At 42.0% G+C, this 17,524-nt stretch carries 11 protein-coding genes; 4 read left to right on the top strand and 7 right to left on the bottom strand.

The window, feature by feature from the left end; genetic code table 11:
* Positions 1–151 precede the first annotated feature (151 nt).
* Both R2Q80_RS10035 and R2Q80_RS10030 read left to right on the top strand, forming a co-directional pair.
* Positions 152–1,315, top strand: coding sequence for a DUF3095 family protein (locus tag R2Q80_RS10035; RefSeq protein WP_316799470.1), 1,164 nt, complete (start codon positions 152–154; stop codon positions 1,313–1,315).
* Between the two features lie 60 nt (positions 1,316–1,375).
* Positions 1,376–2,749: an NAD-dependent succinate-semialdehyde dehydrogenase gene (locus tag R2Q80_RS10030; RefSeq protein WP_316799469.1), complete on the top strand. Its 1,374-nt coding sequence runs from the start codon at positions 1,376–1,378 to the stop codon at positions 2,747–2,749.
* A 50-nt stretch (positions 2,750–2,799) separates the two neighbouring features.
* Here R2Q80_RS10030 and R2Q80_RS10025 read toward each other — a convergent pair whose 3' ends face one another.
* Together R2Q80_RS10025 and mgrA are read right to left on the bottom strand one after the other, a co-directional pair.
* Positions 2,800–3,741, bottom strand: a complete 942-nt coding sequence (locus R2Q80_RS10025) for a cation diffusion facilitator family transporter (protein ID WP_316799468.1) — start codon at positions 3,739–3,741, stop codon at positions 2,800–2,802.
* 158 nt (positions 3,742–3,899) lie between these two features.
* Positions 3,900–4,889: an L-glyceraldehyde 3-phosphate reductase gene (gene mgrA, locus R2Q80_RS10020; RefSeq protein ID WP_316799467.1), complete on the bottom strand. Its 990-nt coding sequence runs from the start codon at positions 4,887–4,889 to the stop codon at positions 3,900–3,902.
* A gap of 219 nt (positions 4,890–5,108) precedes the next feature.
* Between mgrA and R2Q80_RS10015 the strand changes: the two genes are divergently transcribed.
* Positions 5,109–6,281: an aldose epimerase family protein gene (locus tag R2Q80_RS10015; RefSeq protein WP_316799466.1), complete on the top strand. Its 1,173-nt coding sequence runs from the start codon at positions 5,109–5,111 to the stop codon at positions 6,279–6,281.
* Positions 6,282–6,332: 51 nt separating this feature from the next.
* Here R2Q80_RS10015 and R2Q80_RS10010 read toward each other — a convergent pair whose 3' ends face one another.
* From R2Q80_RS10010 to R2Q80_RS10000, 3 genes are all read right to left on the bottom strand, one after another.
* Positions 6,333–6,998 (bottom strand): HAD family phosphatase, encoded by a 666-nt coding sequence (locus R2Q80_RS10010; protein ID WP_316799465.1) that lies wholly within the window; start codon positions 6,996–6,998, stop codon positions 6,333–6,335.
* Between the two features lie 94 nt (positions 6,999–7,092).
* A complete protein-coding gene (locus tag R2Q80_RS10005; protein WP_316799464.1) occupies positions 7,093–7,728 on the bottom strand; it encodes a phosphatase PAP2 family protein in 636 nt (211 codons plus the stop codon).
* Positions 7,729–8,052: 324 nt separating this feature from the next.
* Positions 8,053–8,403 (bottom strand): hypothetical protein, encoded by a 351-nt coding sequence (locus R2Q80_RS10000; protein WP_316799463.1) that lies wholly within the window; start codon positions 8,401–8,403, stop codon positions 8,053–8,055.
* Positions 8,404–8,526: 123 nt separating this feature from the next.
* Here R2Q80_RS10000 and R2Q80_RS09995 point away from each other — a divergent pair, with 123 nt between their 5' ends.
* The gene (locus R2Q80_RS09995) at positions 8,527–9,219 is read left to right on the top strand and encodes a lysoplasmalogenase (protein WP_316799462.1); all 693 of its coding nucleotides are present in this window, start codon (positions 8,527–8,529) and stop codon (positions 9,217–9,219) included.
* A gap of 14 nt (positions 9,220–9,233) precedes the next feature.
* On the opposite strand, the gene pbpC is transcribed toward R2Q80_RS09995, so the two are convergent.
* Positions 9,234–11,606, bottom strand: a complete 2,373-nt coding sequence (gene pbpC, locus R2Q80_RS09990; protein WP_316799461.1) for a penicillin-binding protein 1C — start codon at positions 11,604–11,606, stop codon at positions 9,234–9,236.
* Positions 11,607–11,712: 106 nt separating this feature from the next.
* Positions 11,713–17,307, bottom strand: coding sequence for an alpha-2-macroglobulin family protein (locus R2Q80_RS09985; RefSeq protein ID WP_316799460.1), 5,595 nt, complete (start codon positions 17,305–17,307; stop codon positions 11,713–11,715).
* Positions 17,308–17,524 lie beyond the last annotated feature (217 nt).

Genomic DNA, 17,524 nt, shown 5'->3' with positions numbered 1-17,524 from the left:
TTTAGATTAATTCTTAGTTGGCGCAAAGAAATGACATTAAAACCGTATTAACAAAATTATTTTTACTAATTCTAAATAAGATTAAAAACTTATCACAAATACTCAGATACTTTAATCAATCTGCTTGTTATATTGTTATATTAGTTAACAGATGGCAGCTCATTCAGATCACTTTTATTCCAATCTCCAGATTAATAAAATGCCTTTGCACCAATTGTTGCTTAAGGCTAAGCTATTTAATGATATTCCTGCTGACTGGCACGTGATTATCACCGATATCAGGAGTTCAACCGTAGCTGTCAATTCGGGATTACATGAAACGGTTAACCTGATCGCCACAGGAAGTATGGTTACCGTATTAAATATTGCCTTCAAAGCGAATATTTCGATTCCATTTTTCTTTGGTGGTGATGGGGCAACCTTTCTTGTGCCAGAAGGGATTCTTGATAAAGCACTCAAAAGTTTATCCCAGTATAAAGTAAATACGCTTAATAATTTTAATCTCGATTTGCGTGTGGGTGTAGTTTCAGTGAAAGAGATTTACAGCAATTCCCATCGGCTAAGCATCAGCAGGTTTAGTGCGTCTGAGAACTTTGTGATCCCTGTAATTCTGGGCGACGGATTGGACTACGCAGAGAAACTCATTAAAGGAGAAGATTATTTGCTCGCCGAAAAGCAATATGGAGCTGAAGAACTTGACCTTAGCGGCATGCAATGCAGATGGGATAAAATTGCCCCACCAGAGAACAGGGAAGAAGTGGTTACGCTGATTGTTATTGCACAGCAGGGCTGTAACCAGGCCGCTGCATTCAGCAGGGTAATTAAGTATATTGACCAGATTTATGGAACACCTGAAAAACGGCAGCCCATCAGCATTCCAAAACTCATATTTAAAACCAGCTTCAATAATTTAGGAAAAGAAATGCGCCACCGAATAGGTAAACTTAAGTGGTTTGAATTGATTAAAACCTGGTTTGTTAACGTATATGGCTATATTTATTTTAGAACAGATAGTGGAAAGAAGTATTTGAAACAACTGGTTGAGATGTCGGATACGCTTGTAATGGACGGACGAATCAACACGGTAATTACAGGTTCGGAAGCGCAAAGATTACGGTTGCAGTCCGCTTTGAATGGACTGGAGCATCAGAATGAAATTTTGTATGGCTTGTATGTGAGCAAAGAATCTGTGATGTCATGCTATGTCAGAGATTTGGAAGATGATCACATTCATTTTGTCGACGGCAGTGATGGTGGCTATACCCGTGCGGCAGCCTTACTAAAACAGAAAATCAGGCAGATTATGCCATTGTGATTGGTTCAGAAAATTTTAAAAAAAGACACACAATTTCTCCGGCTCAGGTGTTGTTATTTTATGAGCCTAACGTCTATTAATCCCCTGAACGGGGAAATCATCAGAACTTATCAGGAGGACTCTCAGGAAATCCTCATCAGCAAAATTGAGTTGGTTCACCGAACCTGGGCACGTTATCGTGATACCTCTTTAGCTGAGCGAGCAAATTTACTTTTAAACCTTTCCCGGTTGTTAGATGAACGTAAAGTTGAGCTTGCCGCTTTAATGGCTAGTGAAATGGGAAAACCACTTAAGGATGGTTTAGCCGAAATTAGCAAATGTGCTGCTGTGTGCGCCTATTATGCAGCAAATGGTGAACGCTTTCTTGCGGATCAGTTAATAGAAACAGCTGCATCAAAAAGTTATGTTACGTTTCAGCCGATTGGTGTGGTATTGGCCATTATGCCCTGGAACTTTCCATTCTGGCAAGTTTTCCGTTTTATTGCACCAGCTTTAATGGTTGGAAATTGCGGTGTGCTGAAACATTCATCAAATGTAACCGGCTGTGCGCTCGCGATTGAACAGGTTATCTCGGATGCAGGCTTCCCTGAATCCGTTTTCAAAACGCTAATTTGCACGAGCGAAAATATTAATACGGTAATTGAACACCAGCATGTAAAAGCCGTTACGCTAACCGGGAGTACCGGCGCGGGGAAAAAAGTTGGGGAGAAAGCGGGCAGCCTGATTAAAAAAACGGTGCTGGAACTTGGGGGAAGCGACCCCTATATTATCCTTGCCGATGCCGATCTGGAAAAAGCGGCCAAAGTTTGTGCAGACGCACGGCTGATTAACAATGGACAGAGTTGTATTGCAGCGAAACGTTTTATTGTGTTGAAAGAGGTTGAAGCGCTGTTTACAACACTATTTAAAACAGCCATGGCCGAAAAGGTTACCGGTGATCCTTTTGGAGATGATGTACAGCTCGGTCCTATGGCAAGGGTAGACCTGAGAGATGAGCTACATCAGCAGGTACTGAAAAGTGTAGCGCAGGGAGCTGTTTGTATTCTGGGAGGAAGGATTCCGGAATGGGAGGGAACACATGCCTTTTATGAGCCAACTATTTTAACCAATGTAAAAAAAGGAAATCTGGCTTACGATGACGAGATTTTTGGACCCGTTGCCGCAATCATATCAGCCGATAGCGTTGATGAAGCCATCAACATTGCCAACGATACACCATTTGGCCTTGGTGCAGCAATATTTACCCAAGATGCGCGCATTGCCGAAGACATTGCCCGAAACCGGTTAGTTGCAGGGTCATGCTTCGTAAATGAAGGGGTGAAGTCTGACCCGGCGCTACCTTTTGGAGGAGTTAACCAATCCGGCTACGGGCGGGAGTTAAGCCTTTTCGGAACCTATGAATTTGTTAATATCAAAACCGTATATGTAAAGTAGCCTTCGGTTAATCAAAATCGTTTTAAGATGTGATCTAAAGACAATCTATATTATTTCAGGATGATGTCGTTAGCATTTTCGTTCTCCGGGGCGTTTACCGACTGTGGCTGGATAATAACGAATTTAATGATGTCGTATTCTGCTTTTATCTTATCCCTTAGCCTGTCGATGGCACTGGTAATTTCTTCGGTGCGCAGGTCAGCCTGAAAGGTGAGTATCAGTACTAAAAGAACTTCTTTTGGAGATTGGTAAGTAGAAAGCAAACTTTTTAGCTCTATTACATCCTCGTCAGCTTGTATGAGATCTTTCAGCTTCAGTTGTGTTTCCGGGGTTAAGCCTTCTCCCATTAAAAGGCTCCTGCTTTCCCTCGCCAGAATAAAAGAAACAAATATTAAAAGCGTACCAACCAATACTGAAGCCAGCCCATCGAGCACCGGCATATTGAGGTTGTGGCTTAACACCATGAAAATAAATACAATGAGCAAACCCAAAACAGCAGCTCCATCTTCAAACAAGACCAGAAAACCCGAGGGGTCTTTGCTTTTGATGATGGCTTTCCACCAGGGCAAGCCTTTACGGGTTTTATCAAACTCCTTTATGGCAACGATTAACGAAGCACCTTCAAAAATAAACGATAGCCCCAGCACGAGATAATTCCATATCGGATTTACTAAAGTTTCAGGGTGGCGCATGTGGGTTATCCCCTGAGAGATAGAAACTACGCCACCTAAGCCAAATATCATAATGGAAACGATAAAGGACCAGAAATACAGTTCTTTACCATAGCCGAAGGGGCGGTACTTATCTGGTGGTTTGATACTACGTTTTAAGCCATACAGTAATAAAATCTGGTTGCTGGTATCCACTGTTGAGTGAATGCCTTCGGCAATCATGGACGAGCTGTTGGTAAACGCACCCGCAATAAATTTAGTTACTGCAATCAGCAGGTTTGCGGCTAAAGCGCTATAGATAGATTTATTGGCTCTTGCCATATTAAGAATTAAAGATTTACTTCTTAAACGAAATAGTATTGATTTGGTTTTGGATGTGTGAAATCAAATCGAAGCTTCGTGGCAGAGTACCGAATTACACTACTGAATCCAAACCCGAAAATCAAGATGAATTCAGTAGTAGTAGTAGGTTGATTTTTTTACTTTAGTATTTGATTGATCAGACCGATTTCTTCATCGCTAAAGGTGATATTATCTAAAGCTTTAATGGAATCAGTAATCTGCTCTGGTTTACTTGCGCCAATCAGAACCGTTGTGATTCGGTCATCTTTTAAAATCCAGGACAGCGCCATGTGCGCCAGTTTTTGTCCACGTGATTCTGCCACCTCATTTAACTTGGCGATAGTTGCAATTTTTTCGGGCGTGATGTTGCTCTCTTTCAGGAATACCCCGCTTGTAGCCACACGCGAATCGGATGGAATACCGTGAAGATATTTATCGGTAAGCAGGCCCTGAGCCAAAGGCGAGAAAGGGATACAGCCAACGCCATTTTCTTGTAACACATCAAGTAAGCCATCTTCCACCCATCGTTCGAACATAGAATATTTTGGCTGATGGATTAAACAAGGTGTTCCATTGGCTTCTAATATTTTGATTGCTTTTTCGGCTTCGGGGGCTCTGTAATTAGAAATGCCTACATAAAGTGCCTTGCCCTGTTGTACAAGCAGACTTAATGCACCCATCGTTTCTTCAAGAGGTGTTTCAGGATCGGGACGATGATGATAAAAGATGTCTACATAATCCAGTTTCATCCGTTTTAAACTTTGGTCGAGACTCGACACAAGGTATTTTTTAGATCCCCAGTCTCCATAAGGGCCATCCCACATGGTGTATCCGGCTTTGCTTGAAATGATCATTTCGTCTCTGTAACCACTAAAATCATCCTTCAGTATCCTCCCGAATACTTCTTCTGCCGAGCCTGGGGGAGGCCCGTAATTGTTAGCAAGATCGAAATGCGTAATGCCGTTATTAAATGCAGTATAAATTAAGTTTTTGCTGTTTTCGTATACATTTACATGTCCGAAGTTGTGCCATAAGCCTAAGGACACTGCCGGAAGCTTTAATCCGCTGTTTCCACAACGACGATAAATCATCTTTTCGTAGCGGTTATCTGAGATATTCTTGTTCATTATTGATGTTGATTCGAAGGCAAATTAGAAAGTTTATGTTAAAACTGCAATTTTAAATAATTAACCATTTCGCAGATCGCTTATATACTACAGAAATCATCTTGAAATGATATGTTGCGACCTGTGCCAGTCAGCTTGGTAAAACGTTTTATTTGTAAACTTGACACTTATTCCTATATTTAAAAATTAAATAATACCCTACACCAAATATCAGTACATATGAAATTTAAATCTCTAGCCAGTTTAGGCGCTATTGCAGCGATCGGATTTACATCCTGCCAGTCTGAAACCAAAAAAAGCACTACAACAGACAGTTCCAATACGAAGAAAACAGCAGTGGTGAAATTAATTGCCGATTCCTTTAAAAAAGAAATTGATGGTAAGCAAGTTGCACTTTATACTTTGAAGAATAAGAATCACGCTGAAGCCACATTTACGAACTACGGTGGCCGTTTGGTAAGTTTGATTATACCAGGAAAAGACGGTAACCCTGTAGACGTGGTTGTCGGCTTTAAAAGTGTTGGTGATTATGAAAAAGCAACAGAACCTTATTTTGGCGCTACCATTGGCAGGTTTGGAAACAGGATTGCCAAAGGTAAGTTTACTTTAGAAGGAAAAACCTACTCTTTATTTACCAATAACGGCCAGAATACCTTACACGGAGGTAAAAAAGGTTATCAGTACGTTGTTTGGGATGCAAGTCAGCCGAATACGAATACATTGGTGTTGCATTATCTTTCAAAAGATGGCGACGAAAACTTTCCTGGCAACCTGGATGTAAAGGTAACCTACACGTTGACCGATGATAACGAATTAAAAATGGACTACGAAGCCAAAACTGACAAAACTACAGTGCTGAATTTAACCAATCATGCTTTTTTTAATCTAAACGGAGATGGAAGCGGAACCATCTTAAACCATGAAGTTCAGATTTTTGCTGATGCATATACCCCTGTAGACTCTACCTTAATCCCAACAGGAAAAATAGATAAAGTAGCCGGAACACCATTTGATTTTACAAAGCCCCTCACTATTGGCGCCCGCATTGAAGATCAAAATGAGCAGCTAAAATTTGGCAAGGGTTATGACCATAACTTTGTACTCAATAAAACAAAAGGAATGGGCATGTTTCATGCAGCTAAAATCAAAGGTGACCTATCTGGTATTGTAATGGATATTTATACACAGGAGCCTGGCTTACAATTTTACAGCGGTAATTTTATGCAAAGTAAAAATACATTTAAAACAGGAGCGAAGGATGATTTCAGGACAGCTATTGCCGTTGAGACACAGCATTTTCCTGATTCGCCAAATCAACCTGGCTTTCCCAGTACAGTATTAAAACCAGGACAGGTTTATAAAACGAGCTCTGTTTACAAATTTTCAAAATAGTACAGCCTGTTTAACAAAAAAGGCTTCTGGATAAACCAGAAACCTTTTTTGTTAAAGCAAATCATCTATCACGGGATCACGATAATCGGCAATGAATGCAATAATATTATCATAAGCAGCAAAGTCCTCTTCGGTATGCATGGTAGTGAGTGCAATACACCCCATGCCGGCATTTCTGGCAGCCTCTACGCCTTTTGGGGCGTCTTCAAATACAATGCAGTCTGCTGGACTGACACCCAATAAATGTGCAGCTTTTGTAAAGGTATCCGGTGCCGGTTTACTATTCACTACATCTTCGGCACTTACAATGGCTGTGAAGTAAGCCCTGATATCAAGATTATCAAGTACAAAATTTATATTGAACGGAATGGCTGCCGAACCAATAGCCATTGCAATACCGTTGTGTTTTGCCTTTTCCAGAAATTCTCCCAAACCGGCTATGAGTTCCAGATGTTTGAGGTATGCTGCCTGATATCTTCTTTCTTTTTCAATGGAGATCTGATCGATCTGATCCTGGCTAAAATGACCAACACCAAATACCCGCTCCAGTAAGTCCTGGTTTTTACCATACATTTGCTTTTTAACCTCATCGAAACTAATGTTGGCACCTAAATCTTTTGTCAGGATTTCGTGCCATGCATGGTTATGAAAAACCATATCGTTTACCATTGTACCGTTAAGGTCGAAAAGAAATGCTTTAGCTTTTGTTGTTGTCATGGCGGTAAAATTATCAGATTTTTCTGATGAAATTACAGTAGAATTGTCATTCTTGAATCTATTTTACCGGAGACAATTGATATGAAAGATAATTTTATGTTTTAGGTTTGAAATAGAAATAACACAGCGGATATAAACAGATCAATCCCAATAGAAATCCGCCAAGTGTATCGGTAAACCAATGTGCACCCAGATATATCCTGGAAGGGGCAACCATGACGATTAAAAAAAACGAGCATGCACTTACAATCATCCTGGTGGTTTTGGGAATCCCTTTCAAATGACTCATCAAAATAATCAGGAAGCCAAAAAACAGTACATACGAAAGGGTATGGCCGCTGGGATAACTTTGAAAACGGTTTACTTCAACCAGCCTTACATAAAAAGAAGTGGGACGGGGCCGGTTGATCACATTCTTGACGCCCAGGATAATGAGCCCGGATAAGAGGACTGTTAAAATAAACAAAGCTTCTCTTTTATATTTTTGCCAGTAAAATATCAATGCAACTACCACTACTGATAGAAGGGAATAGGGCAATTCGCCAAAGAAGCTGATGGCAAGCATTAGTTTATCTAACCAGTCAGACTGGAACTGCTGAATGAATAAGGATATTTTTAGATCTACCTCCCAAATGATGTGTTGAGCGACAAAAATGCTCAGTGATACAAAGGCCACAACAAGGGCAATAAATACAATAAACAACCAGTTTCTATTCGGGAATGCAGACATAAATTCAAAACTATATAAATATGCTGAATCGGGAATATAAAAAAGAAAAAAATAACCGGCATTAAATCTTCATCCCGGAACCCGACCTGTTCATCAAGGATAAACTACTTTCTGTATAAACATTTGGTTTATTTGAGGGGCATTCTTCATATTTGCTTCAGATAATAAGGATATCTGTGCTTGGAAAGTCGGCGGATGCTAATCTGCCGACTGAAAGGCAATTCACCAGGATAAATCTCTCTAAAAATATACCCACGATTAACGCTCCAACCTAAGTCATCCTCCTAAAAAATCAGGAGGGGCTTCGGTTGATTTTTAGGTATCTTATTTTACCACAATCTGTTTTGGTTCGGTAACTACAATCTGCGGTTTGCCTTTAAATTCAGTAACCAGGCCGGTTACACAAATATTATTACCAATATACATGCTGCTGGGCTCTGATGTAAACTTTGCCAAATCATCCTTGTTAATGACGACCGTGACCAGTTCTTTAGGAAAAGCGCCGCCAAGATTAATCAAAGTAAGTTTATCCAGTGCTTTTGTACTGTAAACTGAATCGCAAATGGTTACGGTTTTGCCGACATACTGTGCGGCATCTTTTGCTAAAACCATCGTTTGGCTTTTAGCGATATAACCGGCAGATAAAAACAATAAAAACAGGAATAACTTTTTCATGGCGTTGGGATGTGTTCAAAGTTAGGAAATTAAAACCGGGATTTTTAAGATCAGGTAAAATTTGCAGGCTTAACTCTATTATCCGTAATTTGGCTTCCGGTTATTAATCCCACCCTCATTTGAATGAAGACTAAGTTATTTGCCCTTGCTTTTGCGATAGTTTATATATTACAGGTGTATGCTGAAAGTTCCGGAGATTTGTTTGCCGGCAATGTCACTAAGCCTCTAGTTGCCATCATACTGATGTTGTGGTTGTATGTGTCTACAAAACTGAAGGGCAGATTTCACAAGCGGATTTTTGCAGGATTGTTATTCGCCCTTGCGGGAGATATCTTTTTGATGATTGAGGCGAACCGACCAGGTTATTTTACCTACGGGTTGGTTGCTTTTCTACTGTGCCATATTTTTTACATCAGGGCTTTTATTCTGGATCATAAATCTAATCCATCCGTTAAAATACCGTTTTTCCTGTGGTCAGTAGGGGCGTTATTTATTTTCTGCATTGGTTTGTTTTTTTACCTGCAGCCATTTTTGGGCAGTATGCAGTTTGCCGTACTGGTATACGCCATAATTATCACTGTAATGGCAGTTATGGCGTTAAACCGTTATGGTAAGGTGAATATCCTCAGTTATAAACTCATTTTGTTTGGCGCTTTGTTTTTTCTTCTGTCAGATAGCGTTCTGGCGGTAAATAAATTTGCGCAACCAATACCACAAAGCGGTGTTTTGATCATGGCAAGTTACATGATTGCGCAATACCTGATTGTTTACGGCACTGTTGTAAGAGAACTGCTGGTGAAACGCACTGAAATTTAGATTAAAAACTCACTTTATTTCTTCTCTTTATCCAGTATTGTAAAAACCTGTTCCAGGCGTTCGCCATTTTCATCGACTAATGTCAAAGTATGTTTTCCTGGCATGGGGCTTACCGCTAGTTGGTGATAGTTCGTCGTGGTGGCGACATACTCATTGTCTATATGCCAGTAAATCTTAACATGCTGGTTTCGATGTGCCGCATTCAGCACCACCTTTCCGCGCTGACCATTAAGCTCCAGAGGGATATAAACCACCGCACCATTTTTTGGGTAAATCAGCTCCATCACGTTATTTGCACCGTTGAAATCACAACCCGTTAGGTATGGGGGTAATGTTTTGTAGTCGCTGTTCTTAATGCGGTAGTAATATTCCATAGCAGGGGGCAAAACGAACCAGCTTTTGTGCAGCATATGGGTTACCGTTTCACATTGATCGGTTACGCGGTAAGTTGCGGTTCTGTCCAGATGAATTAACTTATGATAGGGGCATATGACGGTCTTTTCCCCAGCTGGAGGCACCAGCTCATCCACCGCATCCGGGCAGTAATCACCGGCCTTAAAACCACTTTGTTTACATACTTTAGTCTTTTTAAGCTTTGTGAGTGGAGTATCAAACCATCTTCCATTGGGCAGCAGCCTGAAAACATCGAACAACACTGGTGCTGCTGCTTCTATGCCCACTAATCCCGGCCTGCCTTCTCCATCAGCATTACCGACCCAAACACATACCACGTAATCTGGTGTAAGCCCCACTGCCCATGCATCCCTGAAGCCAAAACTTGTTCCGGTTTTCCAGGCTACGCGCCTGGAAGAGGAAAACTGTTCCCACAATCCTTCATCACCAGGACGCATTACTTCTTCCATGGCATTGAACGTTGCCCAAATCGAGCCGTGGTCTAAGAAGGAATTACGCTGATCATCTTTCGACTCCTCATCTTCCCTCAATACATAACTTGCCTGATTATAGTCTGCCGGGCGATACATTCCTTTATAAGTATTGAAATGGTTTAAGGTCCTCACCATCCCCATATAGGTATTGGCCAGGTCCCACATGGTCACTTCGCTGCCACCAAGTATAAGAGAAAGGCCATAATGATCGGCTGGCTGATTCAAAGTACTGATGCCAAGCTTTTTCAGTTTATCATAGAAACGCTCATATTTATATTGCTGAAGCATTTTCACAGCTGGTATATTGAGTGAGCGGCTCAGCGCCTTATCTGCTGCGATGGCACCATCGTAACCCAGATCGTAATTTTGTGGCGAATAACCTGCTATCTGTGTCGGAATATCTGGTACAAGGGTGTGCGGCAGGATGAATCCGTCGTTAAGCATACTCGCGTATAACAAGGGCTTTAAGGTGCTCCCCGGACTTCTGGACGCTTTGATCATATCAACATGGCTTTGCAGATCTGCATTTTCAGGCTGATAAATATTGCCCACGTAACTTACTACTCTGCCCGTTCGGGCATCCAGTACCAAAGCCGAGATATTGTTAATATCATTGGCTCGGTAACGGTTATTATATCGCTTTAAAATGGTATTGATTTTAAGTTGGACATCTTCATCAAGGGTAGATCTTATTCTTGTCGAGGTGATATTGAGTTCAGCTCGTTCTGCCTTGAACCGATTAAGTAAATGTGGCGCATTTTGTGGTAAAGGGAGTGGTTTACCCGGAACCGGTTCAAGCTTCGATAAATTTGCCGTTGACTGATCAATATACCTCAATGTCGCAAGCTTGTCAAGCAGGTCATTCCGCTTTTTGATCAATCTCCCTGTATTTTTGCCGGGGTGCACCAAAGACGGACTATTGGGCAGTACAGCCAATGTTGCCATTTCACCCCATGAAAGGGTGGCTGCATCCCTGCCGTAATAACGCCAGCTCGCTGCTTCCAGGCCTACCACATTGCTACCGAAGGGGGCGTTTGCGGCATACAAACCAATGATTTCTTCTTTCGAATACTTAATCTCTAAACGGAACGCCAGTATGATTTCAAAAAGCTTCTGCCAAATGGTGCGTTCTTCTCTTCTGGACAAGCGGATCACTTGCATGGTTATTGTACTACCGCCGCTTACAATGCTTTTTGCCCTGATGTTTTGTCTTACAGCCCTTGACATAGCCATTAAGTCGACTCCAAAATGGCTGTAAAATCTTTTATCTTCAAATGCAATGATACAGGCTTTGAACTTTGCGGGCACGGAATCGGCAACCGGGAAGCGCCATTGGCCGTCCTTCGCAATTGAAGCGCTCAGTAATGCTCCGTTACTGGCCTCAACAACGTAGGAGGTGGGAGAGGTAAATAATTTTGACGGCAATATGAAAAGAAAAACCAGAAGCAGCATAAGGCAACTGATGTCTGAGACTAAAAAAGCATTGGATTTTTTGTTCATGTCAACAAATCAACTCATTGAAAAAGCTTTTGCCTCGCATTGACGGGTATGGTATCCGTTATGACGAGGCAAAAACAATTTAAGTACAGGTATAATGGGATGTATTCTATTTCACTACCTGAACCCATTTACCTGCCTGTGTGGCAGAAATATCATTATTATACATGGCCTCACACTGTACAGCAGATAAATAGTATTTGCCCACGTATGATGCATTAAGCAAGACTTTATAAACCAGGCTTTCATTCTCACGTATATTAAAATAAGTAAAAACACGGTCATCGCGAATATCCTGATAGGTATACGGAGATGACGACAAAATACTCTGGTTATCATTTACACGAGTATTAATTATTTCCCATCCTGACGGAAAGATCTGTGTTAAGGCCATCTGTTCGTAATAACCCATGCGACCGGGATTTTTAACCGTCACCTCTGCATAAAAGTCTGTACCCTGCTTAATGGTTACCGGATCGATAACTGTTCCGTTTAAGCGTTTGTATACCACATTCATATCCAATACGTCTGCCCGGTTCGGTAAGAAGTTGTTTTGACCTGCAACAGGTTGCCCTTCCAGTACCAGTCGCACAAATAAAACATTATTTCCGGTATTAGTGACCGCTGCCGTGCTGCCTTTAAAAGTAACGGCTGTGCTGTTCAGGTATTGTGCTGAGTTAATTGTTGCTGATTTGCCATCCAGCGCGTACTGATATTGCAATTTATTCGACGATTGATTTGAACCGCAGAACTTAGCAATAGCCAGTAAACTGTAAGCAGTGGTTTGGGTGCTGTACCAGGTGTTTTCTCCGAGTTTTGAAGCTAAGGGTAGCAGCAGTTCAGCTGCTTTGGCTTTTTGTCCCATCAGGGTAAGTGTCTCCAGAATCATGGCCTGATCACGAACGTCCGATCCGTAGGTTCCGCCAAGCTGTTTATAAGGTTGAACAGAAATATCCAGACCATTTATAATGCTTTGCGCCACGTTATTCTGACCGGCCAGTTTGTAGGCAGCTGCCAAACGCCATTTCGCAGCAACCGACAGGTATTCAAATGCCTTCAAACGATTCATTGCCGCCATTTCCGGCTTTTTAGCGAGGGCAAGCATATACAAACGGTAGGCCTGCGATAAATCGCCACCGTAGAAGTTACTGCTGTTTGGTGCCCAGTTTGTAGCTTTCCCTTTTTGATAACGTAACAGGTCATCAAGCAAACCTACAGGGAGCGTATAGCCGGCATTTTGTGCTTCAACCAGAAAGTGGCCTGCATAGTTGGTGCCCCATTCGTCGGAACTGCCTTCGCCCGGCCAGTAAGATAAACCGCCATCTGTGCTCTGAAAACCCTTAAGCCGGTTAATACCAGCTTTTATATTGGCCTCGGTTTTGGTTTTCTGTTGCTCGTTTAGCGGACTTAGCCGGTCGAGGTAAAGTTGCGGAAATATTCCTGATGTGGTTTGCTCGATGCATCCATGTGGATATTGAATCAGATAACTTAACCGCTTACCTAAATTAATGGCCGGGATGGAAGATACTTCCAGTGTACCTGCATTTGTGCCCGCCATGCCGATAGGCTGATAATTGACTGCCCATTTTGTATGTGGCTGAACAGTGGCTGAAACCACATTAGTGACGTATGGATTGGGATTTCTGATATCCATCTCTACATCGTAAACAGTCTTTTCAGCACCGCTCTGTGCAATCACCTTTACTTTTGCTATACCGACATTATTAGGGGCTTTGACTTCGAAATAGGCCATTTGCTCACCCGTTTTCTTGTAATATAGCTGCTGTTTACTGGTTCCCTGAACGATCAGATTGCCGGCCTGAAGCTGAACTGATACGTTTTTAAGATTAGCCTCTGTGGCAAACACCGTAACCGGAAGGGTGAAACTTTCGCCCGGGCCGATTACCCGTGGCAGGGTGGCTAATACCATGAGTGGTTTTTTAACCTGTACTGATTTCTCTGCAAAGCCGTAGGCTGCATCCTGTCCGGCAACAACCATAGCCCTCACTGCACCAATGTATTGCGGTAGCTTAAATTTATGGGTTTTGCTTTCGCCTTTGCCTAAACTAAAGGGGCCCAGGTATTTTACAACTGCCTGGAAACGATTGGCTTTAGCAGGATTGAGATTTTTGTTGATGCTGCCATCACCACCTATGCTCAGAATCCTTTCTAAATTTCCACCCCAGGCACCCAAAACGTAGTCGAATAAGTCCCATGTTTTTACGCCAAGCCCTTCACGTGCATAAAATGCACTATGCGGATCAGGCGTTTTAAAACGTGTAAGATCCAGTAATCCCTCATCAACCAATGCAATGGTGTAAGTCATGGCCTTGCCATTCTGTTCTCCAACGGTAATGGTGTTTTCAGTTTCCGGCTTAATTTTATCCAGCATTTTTATGGTGGGTTTCAGTATCGTCTGCGGATCTTCAACAGCCAGCGGAATTGCCCCATACATCCTGATTGGTAGGTCATTTATGGTTTGAGCGTGGGGTTGCAGTAAAGTAATATTGGCAAAAACATTCGGTGCCATTTCCTTCTCTGCCTTAAATTTGAATTGTGTTTGTCCTGCATCAGTGTCTATCCAGAAAGTTTTGAGCACATGGCTTCCGTTCTCGATGGAAATTAAAGCCCTTCCATTTTTAGCCGTCGGAATCGTTAAGGTAATCTCTTCACCCACAGTAAACTTTTCTTTATTGGCTGTAAACGATAGCATGGATGCTTCGGTAGGGTTGGCGCCCTGCTCACGTTGTGCCCATCCCGGCCAATCTATATAAACCGATTTGCCTGTAACATGCCCGCCATTTAAATCGCGAACCAGCACTAAATATCGTCCCCACTCAGGCTCGTCTATTCGTAAATTATAATTTCCCTTTCCATTAACCAGGGTAACCTGATTGCTTTCTACCAGCTTGTTGTATTGATTCTGGGTAAAGTTGGCATAAGTATACTGGTTATCCTGTTCCCACCACCAGCGCCACTGCGTTTTGTAGAGCTCTACCTGAACAGCTTTGGTTCCGCTGAGTAACTTACCATCTGTGTTTACATTTACAATCTCGATCTTATGGTCCTTTCCGGTAACCAGCATACCGCTCAAACGGTCGCCTTTAGGCGGACGTATCCCCAGGTAGCTCTTATAAACGTGATACGGAATACTAAAATTATCGATACTGAAATTGCCGCCCGGTTCGAATACTTTAGTGGTAAAATTGGCCCTTAAAACGCCAGGTGCGGTATTATTTTCATTTAAATTCGTATTAATCTGTGCTGTACCAGCAGCATTCAGCGTGCCTTCGAAAATAGTTTTTACCTGTGATTCAAAGCTGACAGTAGGGTTGTCGAAACTATAACCCTCAAAACCCTTAAACTTTGTCTCTGTGGTATTCAGGTTTACATCAACTTTGGCTTTTAAGTTTTGTGCTGCTGCACCAAAAAGCCATTTAGCCGAAAGGGTAGCAGCAGATGTACCTGAACTCAGGTAGGTTCTGTTGCCTACATTGAAGTCGATCTTCAACCGGTTTGGCATCACCGTTTCTATCTTCAGGGTTTTAGTAAATGTTGCACCACCAGCTTTAACTTTAGCCAGCCAGTTACCTGTGGGTGCCGTGCTCTCGGTTGCTGTTTTAAAGGAATAAAATCCATTTAAGGGTCTGCCATTAATTAAACGCTTATATAGCTGTCCTTTAGGATTATAAAACTCCATGGTTACAGGATAATTGGCGGGTAACTTTTTCAGTTTGTCTTCCAAAATAAAAGACACATATAAGCTGTCGCCCGGGCGCCAAACGCCCCGCTCGCCATATATAAAACCTTTCAGCCCACTCTGAACCACATCACCGCCTACATCAAACCTGCTGAGTGGGAGCGAGCCTCCATCATCAAGCTTCAGGTAGCCGCGTTCTGATCCGTTTTTAGCAATCAAAAGGAAGGGCTGACGTTTCAAGTCAAAATTAGCAAAGCCATCTCCATCTGTCTTGGTGGTGAAGATAATCTGTTTTTGATAATCCATCAGTTCCAGACTCACCCCACTTAAAGGTTTTGCGGTAAGCAGGTCGGTGGCCACAATCAGCATGCTGTTGTCGTTACCACGCTTGGCGATTAACCCAATATTTGATGCAATCAGGTTTCTGCTTGCCCAACGTTCGTTGGTATAAAAAGAGGGGGTGCAAGGGTTATCTTTATCTGCCCAGCGGTAATTATTCGGATAATAGGCATTGTAGCGTTGCCAGAAGTCATCGTCTTCGTCAATCTTTTCGCCATAACCTTCATATTCTTCCTCTCCCTCATATCCCTCATTATCGCTATCTGCCTTTTCTTCACCAGCCTTACAGTTAAAGGCATTATATTCCCTTCGGAAAGCAATGGTCACGCGATACATGGCTCCGGGTTCTGTGCGCAACATCTTATCAAGATCAAGCGTAAACCTGTTTTTCTTATGCAGGTTCAGTGATTTATCTTCATCCAATCGCACAGTTTTCTGCAATATGGGTTTGGCTACCCGGCGCAGCTCATTGCCATCTTTATAGCTGTTGGTTTGAAAAAACTGTGGAATGTTATTTTCATAAATTTTTATCACGGTTACATCAACTGCCTTTAAATTTGTTGCTTCAAAAGGAAGAACCAGCTTACCCGAATTAGGTAAAATCGTCCCTGCTCCGGAAACGGTAACCGATGGCAGCTTGTCTTCAAAAACAAGATTAGCCGTTTTACTGCCTTCCAATACCTTTCCGTTTATATTCTGGATACCGTTATTTACATTCAGTGTATAGTTGCCTTTTAATTCTTCGGCGGCATAAACTTTAATCTGACTGGCATCTATGGTGTAGCGCAAATCACTGAGGTTTCCCAGAGAAATCATCCCGTTGAGATCCTGTCCAACGCCAATGGGTTCAGAAAACTGAACCAATCCATAATCTTCTTCTCCCTGGATGGCTTTGATGTCCAGTACTTCAAATTTATTTAATGCCGGGATCCGGATTTCTTCTTTGCCCTTTTGATCAGCATCAATGGCATCGCCATCCCAGGTCAGCTCAAGTGTTTGGTCTTCAGCTTTCTTTTTAATACTATCTATAGTAAACCTGGAGATATTTTTCGCCGGATCATGTTGCCATTTAACTTTAAGTTTCTGGTCGAAATCCAGTTCAATAATTTTCTCAATCTTTGTTGTTTCTTCAGCATCAGCGGTAGCCACTTCACCTGTAAGTTTCATGTAATCAAGGGAAGTATTGTTTTGCGAAACCAGCCCGTTCTGACTAAGCATCACACCCGGAGTGATCACTTTAAACTCAAAGTCGAAATCTTCGAGACCTTTTTCGGTTGCAGAGACTTCTGAAAGCTTAAACGTTGCTTCATATTCTTTTCCGGGCTTTAGGTTTTCATCTGGCCGAAACTCAATAGTTTGGGGATCTACCCAGTAAGCTTTTCCTGATATGGATGGTGAAAAATCGAATAGTTCCCTTGAATCAGCTTTACCAAGGTCCTGCATGCCGCTTGCTGCATTGGCGAGATGAACGCGGATAAAGCTTTTTTTGGAAATAGTACCAGAGGTGTAGGCTTCAATGTATTTAGCATAAGCCTGGTTGTCTTCATTTGATTTGTTTTTCCGGTTGAAAAAGAAAAATAATAATGCTGCGATCGATAGCCCCAGCAGACCGATGAAAATGATTTTTCTCTTTCGCGAGGATTGGTAGGTAGATGGTTGTTCCATTCTTAAATTAATTTAGATGTAACGTAAAGTGCTGTTTAGGAGTTTGCTGTACGTGAAACAGTACAGGAGCGTTCTCAAAATCAACACGACGATTTTTTATAGGTAGCGAAAAATAACTAAAATTAATGTGAATAAAAATGATGTTGAAAATTAAGCGCCGAAACTTTGCGCTTTGCGCGTATTTGAATATGTTTACGGTATCAACCTAATTTTGACC

It is taken from the genome of Pedobacter frigidisoli, assembly GCF_032678525.1.
In the GTDB taxonomy this organism is placed as follows: Bacteria; Bacteroidota; Bacteroidia; order Sphingobacteriales; family Sphingobacteriaceae; genus Pedobacter; species Pedobacter frigidisoli_A.
This window is presented reverse-complemented; position numbering and strand designations above follow the sequence as displayed.